The following is a 16,113-nucleotide window of genomic DNA, read 5'->3' as shown; positions in this document are numbered from 1 at the left end:
CGCTTTCGTTCAGATCCGTTCGGGCGACCAGCGAACCCACCGCCCGTGGAAATCGGCCCGCCCGAGCGACCAGTCGCGGCGCTGCCCATCCCACAGCGTCAATGTCAGCCCCGCACCTTCGCCGCCGTCTGCCTCCATCTGCAGATGCGCGATGGGCCGGTCTGGCGTTGCATTCGCGCCGGCCATCGTCAACGCAGCGGCGCATGCAGCACCTGTGGCGGGCGGGAAGTATTGTGCGGCGATGGTGTGAAAGACCAGAAGCGTTCCCTCGACCGGGGTCCACAGCTGATCGGTCAGCCATTCACCCGCGTCGCCCCGTTCCACATGCGGTGGATCTGTCATTGCCAGTTCCAGCGCGGCCCTCAGGCGGGCAAGGCGGGCGGTCTGATCGGCCCAGCAATAAGCCATCAGCCGCAACCCGTCGCGATCAGGGTCCAGCGGGTTCAGGTCCACCCCACGGCGGCTGACGATGTCGAAACGACCATCGGGCATGTCGCCCTGCCAGTCGGGCGTCAGGGCAACACCGTCGTCGCAGGGACCAAAGTGATAGCGGTCGAAGTTCAGGTTCAGCCCCGCCGAGGCACCCAGTTCGCGCAGATGGATGTTCTGCGGTGCCAGTTCGCCAAGAAAGCGGGCGGCTGCGATCAAGGGCGCGGCGCGGGCGACTTCGTTGGTTTGTGGCGGACTGGCCAGCCAGTGCAGGATATGATCGGCATGGCGCTGCAGCGCGTCGATCAGCAGGTCATCGGGCACATCCCGATTGGCATAGGTCTGCGCCAGCCGGGCATCAGCCCCGGTCAGCACCAGCGCGTGCAGCGCCCCGCAAAGCCGCAGCGGCACTGAATCCGCCCTACTGCGGGGATCGCCGGGCCAGTTCAGAATATGCTGCGCCACAGCCCCCTGCGAGGGGTCCACAATGCGGGCGAAGGCCTCGCAAGTCGCGGCGGTCAGGGGCGATCCCAGCTGGCGGCAGGATTGCGCCTGATCCAGAAAGGCCGCCCGCACCGTCATTTGAAGCGGTCGGTCAGGGACTTCAGCTTGTCGGCAAATGCGGTCGGGGCAGGGGCCGCGCGTTCGGGTTTGCGGGGGGCGGGGGGTTCGGCCGGTTTGGCGGGGCCTTCGGTGCCACTGTTGCGTGCAGGGTTCACCCGCGCCGCGACGGCGTTCTGGAACCTGCCGCCATCACCCGCCGCCAGCGACGCCGCCCCGTCCGAGATGCCGCGCATCAGGTCGTCCAGCCACTCCTGTTCGGCCTTGGCAAAATCCGACAGGACATAGCCCGCGACGCGATCCTTATGGCCAGGATGCCCGATCCCCAGCCTGACGCGCCCGTATTCCGCGCCGATATGCTGGTGGATCGACCGCAGGCCGTTGTGGCCCGCATGACCGCCACCCTGCTTGACGCGGCATTTGCCGGGCGCCAGGTCCAACTCGTCGTGCAGGACGATTACGTCATCGGGGGTCAGCTTCAGATAGCGCATCGCCTCGCCCACGGATTGGCCCGAAAGGTTCATGAAGGTCTGCGGCTTTAACAGCGTGACGCGCGTTTCACCCAAGCGCCCATCGGCGGTCAGCGACTGGAAGCGGGACTTCCAGGGGGTGAAACCATGGTCCTCGGCCATGCGATCAAGGGCCATGAAGCCGATATTGTGACGATTGGCTGCATATTTCGTGCCGGGATTGCCCAGCCCCACGATCAGTTTCACACGCGTCTCCTGTGGCGGCCTGCGGCAATTGCACAGGTCGAATTTCGTTCCATCCCTTGCGGCTGACCTTGCCGGTTACTAAGACTCTGTCAACCTATCGCGTCTAACACGGGTTCGAGTACCCGGTCGAATTGCGGGGACAGGGACCAAAGAAGGACTGAAGATGAGCGATCCGGCAGAATTCTACATGAACACCCTTGTGCCCATGGTGGTCGAACAGACGTCGCGGGGGGAACGTGCCTATGACATCTTCTCGCGTCTGCTGAAGGAGCGGATCATTTTCGTTTCGGGTCCGGTCCATGACGGCATGTTGACGCTGATCTGCGCGCAGCTGCTGTTCCTTGAGGCCGAAAACCCCAACAAAGACATCAGCATGTATATCAACAGCCCCGGTGGCGTCGTCACCTCGGGCCTGTCGATCTATGACACGATGCAGTATATCCGCCCGCGCGTCTCGACGCTGGTCGTGGGGCAGGCGGCATCGATGGGGTCGCTGCTGCTGGCTGCCGGTGAAAAGGGTCTGCGTTACTCGCTGCCCAACAGCCGCGTGATGGTCCACCAGCCTTCGGGCGGCTATCAGGGTCAGGCGACCGACATCCTGATCCATGCGCGCGAAACCGAAAAGCTGAAGCGCCGCCTTAACGAGATCTATGTCAACCACACCGGCCGCCCGCTGGACGAAGTCGAAGCCGCGCTTGAGCGTGACCGCTTCATGTCGCCCGAGGAAGCCAAGGACTGGGGCTTGATCGACGAGGTCGTGGCGCCCCGCGGCAAGGCCGAGCCTGAAAAGAAATAAGGCAGTTTGGGATTGTGACGGGCAAGCCTCGTCCTTAAACTGACGACAAATACCCGTGCCGGCCCAGACCGGCGCGGGCAATCCGAAGACGCGGCGCGCGGAACCTCCGACGTCGCCCGCCTGCCAAAGCGCATCGGCGGCAATGAAGGAAGTGGACGATGGCCAACCAGTCCGGCAACGACAGCAAGAACACGCTCTATTGCAGCTTTTGCGGCAAGAGCCAGCACGAGGTCCGCAAGCTGATTGCAGGGCCGACCGTGTTCATCTGCGACGAATGCGTCGAACTTTGCATGGACATCATTCGCGAAGAGACCAAGACCAACGGCCTGAAGACCGGCGAAGGCGTTCCGACCCCGCGCGAAATCTGCGGCGTGCTGGACGACTATGTCATCGGTCAGGAACACGCCAAGCGGGTTCTGTCAGTTGCCGTGCATAACCACTACAAGCGCTTGAACCACGGGTCCAAGACCGATATCGAGCTGGCCAAATCGAACATCCTGCTGATCGGCCCGACCGGTTGCGGCAAGACGCTGCTTGCGCAGACGCTGGCCCGCATTCTGGACGTGCCCTTTACAATGGCGGACGCCACAACGCTGACCGAGGCCGGCTATGTCGGTGAGGATGTCGAAAACATCATCCTGAAGCTGCTGCAGTCCAGCGAATACAATGTCGAACGTGCGCAGCGCGGTATCGTCTATATCGATGAAGTCGACAAGATCACCCGCAAGTCGGACAACCCCTCGATCACCCGCGACGTTTCGGGCGAAGGTGTCCAGCAGGCTTTGCTGAAGATCATGGAAGGCACTGTTGCCAGCGTTCCGCCGCAGGGTGGCCGCAAGCATCCCCAGCAGGAATTCCTGCAGGTTGACACGACCAACATTCTGTTCATCTGCGGCGGCGCATTCGCCGGTCTGGATCGCATCATCCAGCAGAGGAACAAGGGCACGGCGATGGGCTTCGGCGCTGCCGTGAAGGAAAACACCGATCAAGGTGTCGGCGAGACCTTCAAGGAACTCGAACCCGAAGATCTGCTGAAGTTCGGTCTGATTCCGGAGTTCGTGGGCCGTCTGCCGGTCATTGCGACGCTGACCGATCTGGATGAAGAAGCGCTGATCATCATCCTGACCAAGCCGAAAAACGCGCTTATCAAGCAATACCAGCGTCTGTTCGATCTGGAAGGGGTTCAGCTGACCTTCACCGAGGATGCGCTGACGGCAATTGCCGGCCGCGCCATCAAGCGCAAGACCGGTGCACGCGGTCTGCGGTCGATCCTTGAGGAAATCCTGCTGGAAACGATGTTCGAACTGCCCGGTATGGATAGCGTCGAAGAGGTCGTGGTCAATGAGGAAGCCGTTGAAATGGCATCCGCCAAGCCGCTGCTGATCCACGCCGATCCCAAGAAGGAAAGCGCCTCGGCCGGGTAACCCCGGCGGGCTGCCCCGAGGCGCACCAAGGCTGGACCTTGGGCGTCTTTCGGTGCATATCGTCAAGCAATTCTGATCGGTGAGGTCCTGTCGATGTCCTATCCCTTGCGCTTTCTGACCTGGTGGAACAGCCAGACGCTCAACACCCAGTTCTGGACTTGGCGGAATGGCGTCAAGGTGGGCGAGGACGGCAACGGCAACATCTTCTACGAGAACAAGGACGGCAAGCGTCGTTGGGTCATCTATAATGGTGAAGCCGAGGCGAGCCGGGTCAGCCCTGAGTGGCACGGCTGGTTGCACCACACGTGGAACGAGCCTCCGACCGAGGTGCCCGTTCCGCACAAGGCTTGGGAAAAGCCGCATCAGGCGAACCTGACCGGCACGACCGAGGCCTATGTCCCCGCAGGCTCGCTGAGCCGCGTGCACCCGATCGCCCGCAGCGACTATGATGCTTGGCAGCCTGAATAAATGACGACTTCAGCGACCGAAGCCCGGGCCGAGCTGATCGCAGGTGCCTTGGTCCTTGCGGTCGCGGTCGGTTTTCTGGCCTGGGCCGGACAGGGCAAGTGGTCCACCAGTAATGGCTATCACGTGACCGCATCTTTTCCAGACGTTGACGGTGTCAGTGTCGGTACCGAGATCCGGCTAGCGGGCGTCAAGATCGGTCGTGTCAGTGACATCCAATTGAACCCGCAGACCTATCTGGCCGATGCCGTCTTTCAGATTCCGGATGACGTCGTGCTGCCCGCCGACAGTGCCGCGCTGATCCAGTCGGATGGCCTGCTTGGCGGTGCGTATATTCAGCTGCAACCCGGCGGAAGCATGGACAACCTGGCCCCCGGCGATGAGATCGAAGATGTCCAAGGTGCTGTAAGTCTGCTGCAGTTGATGATGAAATTCGTGGACAGCCAGGCCGGCAGCGAACCCGAGGTGGCACCGTGATCAGACCCCTTCTTTGCATCATCGCGCTGGCAGGTCCTGCGGTTGCACAGGACACCCAGCAGGGCAGTGCGGCCATGTTGCGTGGATTGGACAAGGTCTCAGGCCGAACGACCGATCTGGTGGTGCCTGTCGGGGATGCTGTCCGCTATGGCCGATTGGAAGTCCGCGTCGTTGAATGCCGCTATCCGTCCGGCGACCCCAGTTCGGACGCTTATGCGCAGATGACCATCACCGATCTGCGGCAGAATACGACATCTTTTGCAGGGTGGATGATCGCCAGCTCTCCGGCCCTTTCGGCGCTGGATGACGCGCGCTACGATGTCTGGGTCATGTCCTGCCAAAGCTGATCTGCCGACCGCGGTTCATGTGCTGTGAAATCAGCAACCCGCTTCAATGCAAGTGACAGCCGCTTCTGATAGGTTTCACGTCCGATCTCGGTCCCGCCCATCCGCGCAAGATGCGGGGTCAGGAACTGCGTGTCGAACAGGGTAAAACCGCAGCGGGCCAAATGATCGGAGGCCCAGAGCAGCGCCATCTTGGATCCGTTCGTTCGCGCCGAAACCATGGATTCACCAAAGAATGCGGCCCCCAGGGTCACCCCGAACAATCCGCCCGCAAAACTGCCATCATGGCGGATTTCAATGGCGTGGGCATGCCCGCCACGATGCAACTGGCCATACAGCCTCGCCAGTGGAGCGTTGATCCATGTCGTGTCGCGGTCACCGCAGATGGCGACGATCCGGTCGAAATCGCTGTCCAGATGTGCAGACCAGCCACCGCGGCGAAGGTCGCGCAGCAGCGACCGCGACGCATAGACCCCGCCGATGGGAAGGACCCCCCGCATGGGGGGGTCGAACCAGTAAAGCCGATCATCGTCGGCGCTTTCGGCCATGGGGAAGACGCCGCGCGCATAGCCGGTCAGCAGTTGCGAGGGCGTCAGCACCAAAGTCTCAGCCGAAGTGCTGGGCCAGCCAGCGTTCTAGCCAGTGGATCGAGTAGTTGCCCGACAGGATATCAGGTTCCTGCAGCAAGGCATCGAAAAGCGGCACGGTGGTATCGACGCCATCGACGATCAATTCGCCCAAGGCGCGCGACAGACGAGCCAGTGCCTCATCGCGGTCGCGACCATGCACGATCAGCTTGCCGATCAAGCTGTCGTAATAGGGCGGGATCGAATAGCCCTGATAAAGCGCCGAATCCATCCGAACGCCCAGACCGCCGGGGGCGTGATACTGGGTGATCTTGCCCGGGCAGGGTGAAAATCCGGGGACTTTCTCTGCGTTGATCCGCACCTCGATCGAGTGGCCGTTGATGACCAGGTCTTCCTGATGGAACTCCATCGGCAAACCGGCGGCGACGCGGATCTGCTGGCGGACAAGGTCCACGCCGAAGATAGCCTCGGTCACCGGATGTTCGACCTGAAGACGGGTATTCATCTCGATGAAATAGAACTCGCCATCCTCGAACAGGAATTCGATCGTGCCGGCACCGGCATAACCGATCTTGGCGACGGCGTCGGCGCAGATGGCCCCGATCCGGTCGCGCTGTTCCTGCGTGATGGACGGACCCGGCGCCTCTTCCAGCACCTTCTGGTGGCGGCGCTGCAGCGAACAGTCGCGTTCGCCCAAATGCACGGCGCGGCCCTTGCCATCGCCAAAGACCTGGATCTCGATGTGGCGGGGGCGTTGCAGGTATTTTTCGATATAGACGTCGGGGTTGCCGAAGGCGGCCTTGGCTTCCGAACGGGCGGTGCGGAAGGCGACCTCCAGACCGGTCTCGTTTTCCGCCACCTTCATGCCGCGTCCACCGCCACCGGCGGTCGCCTTGATGATGACCGGATAGCCGATTTCAGCCGCGACGCGCTTGGCGTCTTCCACGTCGTTCACGCCGCCTTCGCTGCCAGGAACGCAAGGGACGCCAAGCGCCTTCATCGTGTCCTTGGCGGTGATCTTGTCGCCCATGATGCGGATGTGTTCCGCGCGGGGGCCGATGAAGGTGATGTCGTGATCTTCCAGCATCTGCACGAAACCGGCGTTTTCCGACAGGAAACCGTAGCCGGGGTGGATCGCCTGCGCGCCGGTGATTTCGCAGGCGGAAATCAGCGCGGGCATCGACAGATAGCTGTTGGTGGACGACGGTGGGCCGATGCAGACCGATTCGTCGGCCATGCGCACATGCATGGCGTCGGTATCGGCGGTGGAATGGACCGCAACGGATGCGATGCCCATCTCTCGGCAGGCGCGGATCACGCGAAGCGCGATCTCGCCGCGGTTGGCGATGAGGATCTTGTCGAACATGGGGATCTGCCTCACTCGACGATCATCAGGGGCGCGCCGAATTCGACCGGGCTGCCGTCGTCGATCAGGATGCGCTTGACGGTGCCGGCACGCGGCGAGGGGATGTGGTTCATGGTCTTCATGGCTTCCACGATCATCAGCGTCTCGCCCTCGGCGACCTGCTGGCCGACCTGCACGAAGGCCGAGGCGCCGGGTTCGGCGGCCAGATAGGCCGTGCCCACCATGGGCGAGGTCACGACGCCCGGCAGGCTGGCCGGATCTTCGTTGGCCGGCGCTGCGGGGGCGGCAGGTGCCGAGGCGGCGGGCGCTGCGGCCTGGGGCGCTGCGGGGGCCGACTGCTGGGGGGCCGCGGCATAGACGACCTGCTTGCCCTGCTTGGTCAGGCTGACGGTCAGACGGTCATGTTCGCCGTATTCGCGCTTGACCGAGATCTCGTTCAGTTCGCTTTCGTTCAGCAGTTGGGCCAGCGACTGGATGAAAGCCACATCGCCTTCGTGGTGCTTGCCGTTGTTGGAATTGTTGCTCATGCCGTCCTCTGCCGTGTTTTGGTCAGGCCGCGTCACGCGCGGCGATTGCGGGGCTTATAGCCCTTGTGGTTGGTCAAGGGGAAGGGTTTCAACCCCTTGGTGCGGATTTGGGCGCGGTTTGACCGCCTAGCCGGGGGTCGCGGGGCCGCGCGCCGCTTTTTCGGTCAAACCCGAGGTTCCTTCGCGTCTTGCCAGTTCCGCTTCGACATCTTCCAGCGTGACATCACGCGCAGCCAGCATCACAAGCAGGTGAAACACCACGTCTGCGGCTTCGGATGTCAGACGCGCGCGGTCGCCCTTGACGGCTTCGATGATGGCCTCGATCGATTCCTCACCGAATTTCTCGGCGCATTTTTCGGGGCCCTTGGCCAGCAGCTTCGCGGTCCAGCTGCTGTCGGGGTCTGCCGATTTGCGCGATTCGATGGTGGCGGCAAGGCGCTGCAGGGGGGTCATGTCAGCCTCATGGGGATGCCGGCCGCGGCCATATGGGCCTTGGCCTCGGCAACGGTATGGGTGCCGAAGTGGAAAATGGATGCCGCCAGAACGGCGCTGGCATGACCCTCGGTCACGCCCTCGACCAGATGGTCCAGCGTGCCGACCCCGCCCGATGCGATGACGGGGACATTCACCGCATCGGCGATGGCGCGCGTCAGCGGCAGGTTGAAGCCCGACCGCGTCCCGTCCCGATCCATGCTGGTCAGCAGAATTTCCCCGGCACCTTTCGATTCGACCAGACGAGCGAATTCCACGGCATCGATGCCAGTGGATTTGCGACCGCCATGGGTGAATATTTCCCACCGGCCATCCGCAACGGTCTTGGCGTCAATGGCCACGACAATGCACTGGCTGCCGAAACGGTCGGCGGCGGCGGCAACCACATCGGGGTCGGCCACGGCGGCGGAATTGAAGCTGACCTTATCGGCCCCCGCCAGCAACAGCGCGCGCACGTCGTTATGGGTGCGCACACCGCCGCCCACGGTCAGCGGCACGAAACATTGTTCCGCCGTGCGGGTGACCAGATCGAACATGGTGCCACGGTTTTCATGGGTTGCGTGGATATCCAGAAAACAGATTTCGTCGGCGCCGGCGGCGTCATAGGCGCGCGCGGCCTCGACAGGATCGCCGGCATCGCGCAGGTCCACGAAGTTGACGCCCTTGACGACGCGGCCATCGGCCACATCAAGGCAGGGAATGATGCGCGTCTTCAGCATCGCATGACCTTTTCCTTGGGGCCGCCTTGGCTGCGGCGGCGTTTCGTGCATCTTCTAATGCCAAATCGCCGCCGCAGCCAGAGCAGCTTATTTCAGCGCCGCTAGCGCCTGCGTCAGATCCAGCGCGCCGTCGTAAAGCGCCCGCCCCGAAATCGCGCCCGCGATCACCTGCGTATCGGCCAGCGCACGCAGATCGGACATCGAGGACACGCCGCCAGATGCGATGACGGGGATGTTGACGGCGCGGGCCAAAGCCTCGGTCGCCTGAACGTTCGGGCCGCCCATCGCGCCGTCGCGGTCGATGTCGGTATAGATGATTGCCGCCACGCCCGCGTCTTGGAAACGCTGCGCCAGATCAGTGGCCATGACGTCGGTTTCCGTCGCCCAGCCACGGGTTGCTACCCGGCCCGCGCGAGCATCGATGCCGACCGCAATGCGACCGGGGAAGGCCTGCGCGGCCTCATGCACCAGATCGGGGTTTTCCACCGCGACGGTGCCCAGGATGACGCGGGTCAGTCCGCGGTCCAGCCAGCTTTCGATGGTGGCCATGTCGCGGATGCCGCCGCCCAGTTGGGTGGGGATATCGGTGGCGGCCAGGATCGCCTCGACGGCGGCGGCGTTGACCGGCTTGCCCTCGAACGCGCCGTTCAGATCGACCAGATGCAGCCATTCGGCACCGGCGTCCTGAAAGGCGCGGGCCTGTGCTGCGGGGTTGCTGCCGAAGACGGTCGCCGCCTCCATGTCGCCGCGCAGCAGGCGCACGCAATTGCCGTCTTTCAGGTCGATGGCGGGATAGAGGATCATGTCGCTGGCCTTCCGCGGATATGGTTGGGCGTTCTTTGCCACGGGGCGGTGCGTGACGTAAAGACCCGGACCTGACGTCATGCTTGCCAGATGCGCCAAGGCCCGCACAACATCGGCCATCCTGAGGAGGAGAAATCATGCGTCACATCATTCTGGCAGCCGTTTTGGCCCTTGGTGCCACCGCCGCCGCCGCCGACCCCATCGAGGGCATCTGGCAGACCCAGCCCGACGGCGGCGCCTTTGCCCATGTTACCATCGCGCCCTGCGGCGGTGCCTTCTGCGGCACCATCACCCGCGCCTTCAAAGGCACGCAGGAATACAAATCCCCGAACGTCGGCCGCCAGATCGTCATCGACATGGCACCCCAAGGCGGTGGCAAGTATCAGGGGCAGGTCTGGCGCCCGTCGAACGACAAGGTCTATGCGGGCAAGGCCAGCGTCTCGGGCACGCAGATGAGCCTGTCGGGCTGCGTCGCGGGTGGCCTGCTGTGCAAAAGCCAGAACTGGGTCAAGGTCCAGTAACGCACGATATCCTGAAGGGCGGCGTGCGAACCCGCAGTCGCCGCCCGACGTTTGTCCCGCAAGTTTCATTTGATGAAAGGGACGACAGAATGCCCATGATCACCGCAAACGACGGTACCGAAATTTACGTCAAGGACTGGGGGCAGGGTGCGCCTGTCGTCCTGATCCACGGCTGGCCTCTGAATGCCGACAGCTGGGAAACCCAAGCCCTCGGCCTGGCCGAGGCTGGATACCGCGTCATCAGTTATGATCGGCGCGGTTTCGGGAGGTCGGATCAACCCTTTGCGGGGTATGACTATGACACCATGTCCGACGATCTGGCCACCGTCATCCAGACGCTGGAGTTGACCGATGCAACCGTCGTCGGCTTTTCGATGGGTGGCGGGGAAGTTGCACGGTATATGTCGCGCCACGCGGGCCGGAACGTCGCCAAGGCGGTTTTCGTGTCTTCGGTTGCGCCGGGGATGCTGAAATCCGAAGCCAACCCCAAGGGCGCCCCTGCCGATCTGTTCGGCCAGATGCGACAAGCTTTGCGTGATGACCGCCCGGGTTTTCTGGCCGATTTCTTCAAGGACTTCTTCGGCCAAGGCACCCCCGAAGGTGGCGTCAGCGATGCCCAGCTGGATTGGGCGCAGGGTATGGCGCTGATGGCCAGCCCCAAGGCGACGCTGGATTGCGTCACAGCTTTCGGGATGACGGATTTTACCGCCGATATGGACAGCATCAAGGTGCCGACCTTGGTCGTCCACGGCACTGGCGACAAGACTGTCCCGATCGAAGCGACGGCGCATCGGGTCGCAAAGATGGTGCCATCCGCCAAGCTGATCGAATACGAAGGCGCCCCGCACGGGTTGACCGCGACCCATGCCGACCGCTTGCTGGATGACCTGAAGGCTTTTCTGGGCTAGGCCTGCTGACCGCGCTGCATGTTTTCCATATGCAGCGCGATCGCCTCTTCCAGATCTGGAAAGAAGGTCAGCTTGCCTCCTTCCAGCACCGCGCCCGCATGACAGGTCGCGCGCAGCATCCCCATCGAATGCGAAACCACCACTGCCCCCGACCGCGACATGCGTTCGTTGAAGACGCGGTTCGATTTGGCCTTGAAGGCAGCATCGCCAACGGCGGACACCTCGTCCACCAGATAGGTGTCGAAAGGCACCGCCATCGACAGGCCGAAGGCCAGCCGCGATTTCATGCCGGAAGAATAGCTGCGGATCGGCAGATGGAAGTGATCGCCCAGTTCGGCGAAATCCTCGACGAAGGCCAGCAGCTGCCGGGTATCGACGCCATAGACACGCGCGACAAAGCGACAGTTCTGTTCGCCGGTCAGTTCGCCATTGAATGACCCCGAAAAACCCACCGGCCAGCTAATCGTGCCGGTCGACAGAATCTTGCCACTGCTGGGCAGCATCGCCCCCGAAATCATCCGCAGCAGCGATGATTTCCCCGCCCCGTTGCGCCCCAGCAACGCCACGGAAGTGCCCGACGGAAAGGTTGCCGTGATGTCGTCGGCGACCACCTTGCGGCGACCGTTCAGCGTATAGCTTTTGCAGATGTTCTGCAGGTGGATCATCGACGGTCGCGCAGGCTATAGAAGACAAGCGCCCCGATCACCCATGCCACGGCCAGGAAGCCTGCAATGATCAGCAACAACTGACTGCGCTGGGGAAATTCGGGTTCTTGCGCTAGGGTCGGGCGGATATAGGACGCGATATAGCGCGATTGGCGAACAGCCTCGGCGCGTGCGGACTCGAAAGCGGCCAGTGCCGCAGTATAGCTGGTTTCGGCGAACTGGCGATCGACGGCCAAGGTCTCGTATTGGCCGACGACGTCGGTCAAGGCAATGTCTTCGCTGTCCGAGCTGAACTTCTGGCGTTCGGCATTGATCTGTTCGCGGATGACCTTGACGCGCAGGTCGGTCTGGCTGATCCGCGGATCATCCGGTTGCGCGTTCGATTTCAGCATGCCCAATGATACCAGCTGCTCGGCCAGCTGTTGCTGCAAGGACGTCACCACGCCGATCTGGCTTTGGACATCGGCGGTCGGATCGACCAGCTGATAGCGATTGCGGAATTCGGTGACATTCTGACGGGCGGTCTTCAGTAGACCCTGTGCGCGGTCCAATTCGGTTCGGGCATAGCGAAGCGCATCTTCGCGCGCGATGTCGTTCAACTCATTGATCAGGGTGCCGCCCTCATCCAGGATCGCCGTGGCGATGTCCTGGGCGTCCTGGGCTTCGAAAGCCAGAATGCGCAGATCGATCATGCCGTTGTCGTAATAGATGCGGACCTTGCGTTCCCATTCGTCGGCCAGATCCTCCAACGCGCTGCCACCGCGATAGCTGAAGATCGGATCGTCAGAAGCCTTGGACCAGATTTCGCGCAGATCCAGCCGGTTGTTCACGCGCTCGACCAGATCGCGGCTCTGGATGAATTTATACAGAATATCCGTGTCCGAGGTCGAACTGGAGCTGATCCCGGCCAGAGACCCCAAACCGCCCAGTACATCCGTGGGGCTGGGGGCTGTCTCGCTGCGGACCGAGAACCCGACATAGGAGGCGTATTGATCCGCCGCCCGCGTATAAAGATAAAAGCCCGCCAAAAAGGTCGGCAGGATCACCAGCAGAACGAAGCTGATGACCAACCCGAAATGGCGCTTTTCCAAGGTGGCCGGGCTGGCGGGCGGCAGAACGGGCTGATCAAGGGCTGCTTGGATCCGCTGTTTCATCGGACCTTTGCCGGGACCGCCTGCGTTGCCGCGTTGACCGGGGCCGCCAGCAAAGCCGCCCTTGCCTGGCCCCATGCGGCCGCCACCCATCTTGCCACCGGCAGTTTTCTTTGCCCCCGTTTTGCGAAGGCGGTTCGGGCCGGCGGGACCCGCAGCCACCTTCGCAGGTGTTTCGGCCTGTGCGGCATCGCTTTTTGGGGTGTGTTCCGGCATGCTGGATCCGGATTTATCGTCTTGGGCGGACATGCGCTTACCCCGCCTGTCATGTTGAACTCTTCCCGGCTCTCATACATAAGCCTTGAGGACAGTTCCAGCACTGATCCCCAAGACGGGGGCGGTGATCAGCGAAAGGCGCCCCGGGCGCGGATCCATGCAAGACACGTTCCAAGATAACAGTCCCGCCCCCCTGCCTCAGCGCGCCGAGGTCAAAACCAACCGCACCTTGCGCGAGGTTCGTCAACACCGCAGCTTCGCCAGCCTGCGCGCCATTGGCGCGCTGGTCCTGCGTGAGATGCAGACGAGCCACGGGCGTGCATCCGGCGGCTATTTCTGGGCGATTGCCGAACCGGTGGGCGGTATCATCCTGTTGACGCTGATCTTTTCGGTTGGGTTCAGAACACCACCGATCGGCACGAATTTCGCGATCTTCTACGCGACGGGGGTCGTGCCCTTCATGTGCTATCTGGACGTTTCAGGCAAGGTGGCGGGATCGGTGCGGTATTCCAAGTCCCTGTTGGCCTATCCGGCGGTGACCTTCATGGATGCCTTGCTGGCACGCATGGCCTTCAACACGATCACCCATATCATGGTGTTGACCATCGTCTTTGCCGGTATCTACACCATCCTTGATACCCGAACGGACCCTCAGGTCTTGGGTATCGCACTGGGAATGGTGATGGCGATCACGTTGGCTTCTGCGGTCGGCGCAATGAACTGCTTCTTGATCGAGGCCTTCAGTTGGTGGCAGCCCCTTTGGGGTATTCTGATGCGGCCATTGTTCCTGCTGTCCTGCATCTTCTTCGTCTTTGACACCATCCCGCAGCCCTATCAGGACTGGTTGTGGTGGAACCCGCTGGTGCATGTCGTCGGTCAGATGCGACGGTCGTTCTATCCCAGTTATGTCGGGGAATACGTCAGTCATCTTTATGTCTTCGGTCTCAGCCTCGGGCTGCTGGCTTTCGGGCTGATGCTGCTGATCCGGTACCACCGGGACCTGCAGAACAGCTGAGGGGCCAGCAGCCTTGGGTTTATCCGCGCGGGTCGATCAAGCGCGCCAGAACGGCTTTGCGGGTGATGCGCCCGCCGCCAGCCACAGGAACCGCAGCATCTTCGGCAAGACGGTCCATGACCATCTTGACCGGCATATCGCGAGGCACGGGTTCGCCCTCGGCATCGCCATCCTCGACCACATCCTCGGCGGTCAGGACGCCCAAGGGGTTCATATGGGCGACGAAATCGGCGACGTAATCATTGACCGGATTGGCAATGATCTGGCGCGCGGTGCCGATCTGGACGATACGGCCCCCTTCCATCAATGCGATGCGGTTGCCCAGCTTGAAGGCCTCGTCCAGATCATGGCTGACGAAAATGATGGTGCGCTTGGTCTTGGCCTGCAGTTCCAGCAGCTCATCCTGCAAACGTGCGCGGATCAGCGGGTCCAGCGCACTGAAGGGTTCGTCCATCAGCAGGATCGGCGCTTCGGTCGCGAAGGCACGGGCAAGGCCGACGCGCTGCTGCATGCCGCCCGACAGATCGCCGACCTTGCGTTCGGCCCATTCGTCCAGACCCACGGTCCTGAGCTGGTCGTCCACCCGGCGATGACGTTCGGCGGCTGAAATACCCGCAAGCTCCAACCCGAGGCCGACGTTTTCACGCACGCTGCGCCACGGCAGCAAGCCAAACTGCTGAAAGACCATCGCCACATTGCGAAGGCGGATGTCGCGCAGCGCCCGTTTGCCTGCGCCGGTGACGCTGACCATCCGGTCGCCCTGGCGGATGCGGACATCGCCGCGGCAGACGTCGTTCAGGGCATTCACGCCCCGCAGCAGCGTGGATTTTCCCGATCCCGACAGCCCCATCAGGACAAGGATCTCGCCCTCGGCCACATCCAGCGTGCAGTCGTGGACGCCCAGCACCTGGCCGGTTTCATCCTTGATAGGGCCGCGCTCCAGACCTTCGTCCATCAGGGGCAGGGCGGTTTCGGGTGCATCGCCGAAGACGATGCAGACCTTTTCGAACTCGACGGCGTTGCGGGTCATTTGCCGCCCTCCATGCGCAGGATGCGGTCCAGAAGGATGGCGACGACCACGATCACGATGCCCGATTCGAACCCGAGCGAGGTGTTCACGCTGTTCAGCGCCCGCACGACAGGCACGCCCAGACCGGATGCGCCGACCAGCGCGGCAATGACGACCATCGACAGCGACAGCATGATGGTCTGGTTCAGACCGGCCATGATCTGGGGCAGGGCGCTTGGCAGCTCGACCTTCCACAACAATTGACGCGGGGTGGCACCAAAGGCAGTCGCGGCCTCGGTCAGGGCGGTGGGTGTGGATGCGATACCCAGCTGCGTCAGGCGGATCGGCGCGGGCAGCACGAAGATCACCGTGGCCAGCAGGCCGGGCACCATGCCAATGCCGAAGAAGACGATGGCCGGGATCAGGTAGACGAATGTCGGCAGCGTCTGCATCAGGTCCAGAACCGGGCGCATCCACGCGTAGAGCCGCGGCCGATGCGCGGCGGCGATGCCGATGGGTACGCCGATTGCCATGCAGACGATGCAGGCCGAGAGCACCAGCGTCAGCGACTGCAGGGTTTCTTCCCAATAGCCCTGGTTCAGGATGAACAGCAGACCCGCCGCGACCAGCACGCAGGTCGATACCCGGCGCTGCAAGCCCCAGGTCAGCGCGACCACGATGGCGATGAACAGGAAGGGGTGCGGGGCTTCCAGCGCGGTCAGGATGGCATCGATCAGCCAATCCATCACGTCCGAAATCGTATTGAATACCCCCGAGGCATTGGCATTCAGCCAGTCGAATATCGTCTTGGCGGTCTTTCCCACCGGGATCTTGTTGTCCGTGACCCAATCGGTCAGCTGTTCCATTCTGGTCCCCTTGGATGTCGGTGGTTGTGGCGCGGACCCATGACAGATCCGCGCC

General features: G+C 62.6%; 20 protein-coding genes. 8 read left to right on the top strand and 12 right to left on the bottom strand.

Features of this window, described 5'->3' with window-relative positions; genetic code table 11:
• Positions 1-9: 9 nt before the first annotated feature.
• Both SJY40_RS07125 and pth read right to left on the bottom strand, forming a co-directional pair.
• A complete protein-coding gene (locus tag SJY40_RS07125; RefSeq protein WP_378944332.1) occupies positions 10-1,011 on the bottom strand; it encodes a DUF2332 domain-containing protein in 1,002 nt (333 codons plus the stop codon).
• Positions 1,008-1,706, bottom strand: coding sequence for an aminoacyl-tRNA hydrolase (pth, locus tag SJY40_RS07120; RefSeq protein ID WP_378944329.1), 699 nt, complete (start codon positions 1,704-1,706; stop codon positions 1,008-1,010). The genes SJY40_RS07125 and pth overlap by 4 nt, the downstream gene beginning before the upstream one ends.
• Before the next feature lie 163 nt (positions 1,707-1,869).
• On the opposite strand from pth, the gene SJY40_RS07115 reads away from it, so the two are divergent.
• The 5 genes from SJY40_RS07115 to SJY40_RS07095 all read left to right on the top strand — a co-directional run bounded on the left by SJY40_RS07115 (position 1,870) and on the right by SJY40_RS07095 (position 5,215).
• The gene (locus tag SJY40_RS07115) at positions 1,870-2,502 is read left to right on the top strand and encodes an ATP-dependent Clp protease proteolytic subunit (RefSeq protein WP_378944326.1); all 633 of its coding nucleotides are present in this window, start codon (positions 1,870-1,872) and stop codon (positions 2,500-2,502) included.
• Positions 2,503-2,660: 158 nt separating this feature from the next.
• Positions 2,661-3,926 (top strand): ATP-dependent Clp protease ATP-binding subunit ClpX, encoded by a 1,266-nt coding sequence (gene clpX, locus SJY40_RS07110; protein ID WP_378944323.1) that lies wholly within the window; start codon positions 2,661-2,663, stop codon positions 3,924-3,926.
• 93 nt (positions 3,927-4,019) lie between these two features.
• Positions 4,020-4,394, top strand: coding sequence for an NADH:ubiquinone oxidoreductase subunit NDUFA12 (locus SJY40_RS07105; protein ID WP_378944321.1), 375 nt, complete (start codon positions 4,020-4,022; stop codon positions 4,392-4,394).
• Positions 4,395-4,868 carry an outer membrane lipid asymmetry maintenance protein MlaD gene (gene mlaD, locus SJY40_RS07100; protein ID WP_378944318.1) on the top strand — a complete coding sequence of 158 codons (474 nt, stop codon included), beginning with the start codon at positions 4,395-4,397 and terminating at the stop codon, positions 4,866-4,868.
• The gene (locus SJY40_RS07095; protein WP_378944316.1) at positions 4,865-5,215 is read left to right on the top strand and encodes a DUF2155 domain-containing protein; all 351 of its coding nucleotides are present in this window, start codon (positions 4,865-4,867) and stop codon (positions 5,213-5,215) included. Before mlaD ends, SJY40_RS07095 begins: the two co-directional genes overlap by 4 nt.
• Here SJY40_RS07095 and aat read toward each other — a convergent pair.
• The 6 genes from aat to hisA all read right to left on the bottom strand — a co-directional run bounded on the left by aat (position 5,182) and on the right by hisA (position 9,707).
• Positions 5,182-5,811 carry a leucyl/phenylalanyl-tRNA--protein transferase gene (aat, locus tag SJY40_RS07090; protein WP_378944313.1) on the bottom strand — a complete coding sequence of 210 codons (630 nt, stop codon included), beginning with the start codon at positions 5,809-5,811 and terminating at the stop codon, positions 5,182-5,184. The two genes, SJY40_RS07095 and aat, sit on opposite strands and share 34 nt — an antisense overlap.
• Positions 5,812-5,818: 7 nt before the next feature.
• The gene (gene accC / locus SJY40_RS07085) at positions 5,819-7,165 is read right to left on the bottom strand and encodes an acetyl-CoA carboxylase biotin carboxylase subunit (protein ID WP_378948309.1); all 1,347 of its coding nucleotides are present in this window, start codon (positions 7,163-7,165) and stop codon (positions 5,819-5,821) included.
• 11 nt (positions 7,166-7,176) lie between these two features.
• Positions 7,177-7,692 carry an acetyl-CoA carboxylase biotin carboxyl carrier protein gene (gene accB, locus SJY40_RS07080; RefSeq protein WP_378944311.1) on the bottom strand — a complete coding sequence of 172 codons (516 nt, stop codon included), beginning with the start codon at positions 7,690-7,692 and terminating at the stop codon, positions 7,177-7,179.
• Positions 7,693-7,818: 126 nt separating this feature from the next.
• Positions 7,819-8,145: a phosphoribosyl-ATP diphosphatase gene (locus SJY40_RS07075; protein WP_378944308.1), complete on the bottom strand. Its 327-nt coding sequence runs from the start codon at positions 8,143-8,145 to the stop codon at positions 7,819-7,821.
• The gene (gene hisF, locus SJY40_RS07070; RefSeq protein WP_378944305.1) at positions 8,142-8,903 is read right to left on the bottom strand and encodes an imidazole glycerol phosphate synthase subunit HisF; all 762 of its coding nucleotides are present in this window, start codon (positions 8,901-8,903) and stop codon (positions 8,142-8,144) included. Before hisF ends, SJY40_RS07075 begins: the two co-directional genes overlap by 4 nt.
• Positions 8,904-8,990: 87 nt before the next feature.
• A complete protein-coding gene (gene hisA, locus SJY40_RS07065; RefSeq protein ID WP_378948307.1) occupies positions 8,991-9,707 on the bottom strand; it encodes a 1-(5-phosphoribosyl)-5-[(5-phosphoribosylamino)methylideneamino]imidazole-4-carboxamide isomerase in 717 nt (238 codons plus the stop codon).
• Between the two features lie 137 nt (positions 9,708-9,844).
• On the opposite strand from hisA, the gene SJY40_RS07060 reads away from it, so the two are divergent.
• Positions 9,845-10,228 (top strand): DUF2147 domain-containing protein, encoded by a 384-nt coding sequence (locus tag SJY40_RS07060; protein WP_378944302.1) that lies wholly within the window; start codon positions 9,845-9,847, stop codon positions 10,226-10,228.
• Positions 10,229-10,317: 89 nt separating this feature from the next.
• On the top strand, positions 10,318-11,136 hold the full coding sequence (locus SJY40_RS07055) for an alpha/beta fold hydrolase (protein WP_378944300.1): 819 nt from the start codon (positions 10,318-10,320) through the stop codon (positions 11,134-11,136).
• On the opposite strand, the gene SJY40_RS07050 is transcribed toward SJY40_RS07055, so the two are convergent.
• Both SJY40_RS07050 and SJY40_RS07045 read right to left on the bottom strand, forming a co-directional pair.
• Positions 11,133-11,801: an ABC transporter ATP-binding protein gene (locus tag SJY40_RS07050; protein ID WP_378944297.1), complete on the bottom strand. Its 669-nt coding sequence runs from the start codon at positions 11,799-11,801 to the stop codon at positions 11,133-11,135. The genes SJY40_RS07055 and SJY40_RS07050 overlap by 4 nt on opposite strands.
• Positions 11,798-13,168 (bottom strand): hypothetical protein, encoded by a 1,371-nt coding sequence (locus SJY40_RS07045; RefSeq protein ID WP_378944294.1) that lies wholly within the window; start codon positions 13,166-13,168, stop codon positions 11,798-11,800. The genes SJY40_RS07050 and SJY40_RS07045 overlap by 4 nt, the downstream gene beginning before the upstream one ends.
• A 157-nt stretch (positions 13,169-13,325) precedes the next feature.
• On the opposite strand from SJY40_RS07045, the gene SJY40_RS07040 reads away from it, so the two are divergent.
• Entirely contained in the window at positions 13,326-14,183 is an 858-nt protein-coding gene (locus tag SJY40_RS07040) for an ABC transporter permease (RefSeq protein WP_378944292.1), read from the top strand.
• A 19-nt stretch (positions 14,184-14,202) separates the two neighbouring features.
• Here the strand turns inward: SJY40_RS07040 and choV are convergent, their stop codons facing one another.
• Together choV and choW are read right to left on the bottom strand one after the other, a co-directional pair.
• Entirely contained in the window at positions 14,203-15,213 is a 1,011-nt protein-coding gene (gene choV, locus SJY40_RS07035; RefSeq protein ID WP_378944289.1) for a choline ABC transporter ATP-binding protein, read from the bottom strand.
• Positions 15,210-16,058: a choline ABC transporter permease subunit gene (choW, locus tag SJY40_RS07030; protein WP_378944286.1), complete on the bottom strand. Its 849-nt coding sequence runs from the start codon at positions 16,056-16,058 to the stop codon at positions 15,210-15,212. The genes choV and choW overlap by 4 nt, the downstream gene beginning before the upstream one ends.
• Positions 16,059-16,113: the final 55 nt, after the last annotated feature.

It is taken from the genome of Paracoccus sp. R86501 (assembly GCF_042466435.1).
Classification (GTDB): domain Bacteria; phylum Pseudomonadota; class Alphaproteobacteria; order Rhodobacterales; family Rhodobacteraceae; genus Paracoccus.
Note: the sequence above shows the minus strand (reverse complement) of the source record. Positions and strands in the feature narration are given on the sequence as shown.

Excerpts from the sequence above, each read along its gene's own strand:
- SJY40_RS07045 (WP_378944294.1), bottom strand. The coding sequence starts at position 13,168 with ATGCCGGAACACACCCCAAAAAGCGATGCCGCACAGGCCGAAACACCT.
- hisA (WP_378948307.1), bottom strand. The coding sequence starts at position 9,707 with ATGATCCTCTATCCCGCCATCGACCTGAAAGACGGCAATTGCGTGCGC.
- accC (WP_378948309.1), bottom strand. The coding sequence starts at position 7,165 with ATGTTCGACAAGATCCTCATCGCCAACCGCGGCGAGATCGCGCTTCGC.
- SJY40_RS07060 (WP_378944302.1), top strand. The coding sequence starts at position 9,845 with ATGCGTCACATCATTCTGGCAGCCGTTTTGGCCCTTGGTGCCACCGCC.
- mlaD (WP_378944318.1), top strand. The coding sequence starts at position 4,395 with ATGACGACTTCAGCGACCGAAGCCCGGGCCGAGCTGATCGCAGGTGCC.
- choW (WP_378944286.1), bottom strand. The coding sequence starts at position 16,058 with ATGGAACAGCTGACCGATTGGGTCACGGACAACAAGATCCCGGTGGGA.
- clpX (WP_378944323.1), top strand. The coding sequence starts at position 2,661 with ATGGCCAACCAGTCCGGCAACGACAGCAAGAACACGCTCTATTGCAGC.
- choV (WP_378944289.1), bottom strand. The coding sequence starts at position 15,213 with ATGACCCGCAACGCCGTCGAGTTCGAAAAGGTCTGCATCGTCTTCGGC.
- SJY40_RS07055 (WP_378944300.1), top strand. The coding sequence starts at position 10,318 with ATGCCCATGATCACCGCAAACGACGGTACCGAAATTTACGTCAAGGAC.
- SJY40_RS07115 (WP_378944326.1), top strand. The coding sequence starts at position 1,870 with ATGAGCGATCCGGCAGAATTCTACATGAACACCCTTGTGCCCATGGTG.
- accB (WP_378944311.1), bottom strand. The coding sequence starts at position 7,692 with ATGAGCAACAATTCCAACAACGGCAAGCACCACGAAGGCGATGTGGCT.
- SJY40_RS07075 (WP_378944308.1), bottom strand. The coding sequence starts at position 8,145 with ATGACCCCCCTGCAGCGCCTTGCCGCCACCATCGAATCGCGCAAATCG.
- hisF (WP_378944305.1), bottom strand. The coding sequence starts at position 8,903 with ATGCTGAAGACGCGCATCATTCCCTGCCTTGATGTGGCCGATGGCCGC.
- SJY40_RS07040 (WP_378944292.1), top strand. The coding sequence starts at position 13,326 with ATGCAAGACACGTTCCAAGATAACAGTCCCGCCCCCCTGCCTCAGCGC.
- SJY40_RS07105 (WP_378944321.1), top strand. The coding sequence starts at position 4,020 with ATGTCCTATCCCTTGCGCTTTCTGACCTGGTGGAACAGCCAGACGCTC.
- SJY40_RS07050 (WP_378944297.1), bottom strand. The coding sequence starts at position 11,801 with ATGATCCACCTGCAGAACATCTGCAAAAGCTATACGCTGAACGGTCGC.
- SJY40_RS07125 (WP_378944332.1), bottom strand. The coding sequence starts at position 1,011 with ATGACGGTGCGGGCGGCCTTTCTGGATCAGGCGCAATCCTGCCGCCAG.